1 protein-coding gene is annotated in these 284 nt (G+C 53.5%); it reads left to right on the top strand.

Translation table 11 applies throughout. From position 1 onward, the window contains the following. Positions 1-44: 44 nt before the first annotated feature. Positions 45-284 (top strand): helix-turn-helix domain-containing protein (locus tag H3Z84_RS05690; protein WP_199456798.1); only part of this gene is annotated, 240 nt, incomplete at its 3' end.

Below are 284 nucleotides of genomic sequence, written 5' to 3'. Positions count from 1 at the left end.
TGAAGTGACCCCCGAAAGTTGGACACCGACTTTTGGGGAGTCACATGACAAGAACACATAGTGAAGCATTCAAATTAAAGATGGTGAAGCTTTACCTCGACGGCGGGGCCAGCTTCAACCGCATCTCCAGAGAATTCAATGTTGATAGATCTTTGGTTCGGCGGTGGGTGACGAGATACCGGCACCATGGTCTGAAGGGGCTGGAGCCCGCAACCAAGCACCATTACAGCCCGTCGTTCAAGCTCCATGTCGTCAAGTGCGTGACCCGAGATGGCCTGACGGAC

It is taken from the genome of Marinobacter sp. bablab_jr003, assembly GCF_016464245.1.
Lineage (GTDB): Bacteria > Pseudomonadota > Gammaproteobacteria > Pseudomonadales > Oleiphilaceae > Marinobacter > Marinobacter vinifirmus.
The sequence above is the reverse complement of the archived record's forward strand: the minus strand, read 5'-3'. Positions and strand labels throughout refer to the sequence as shown.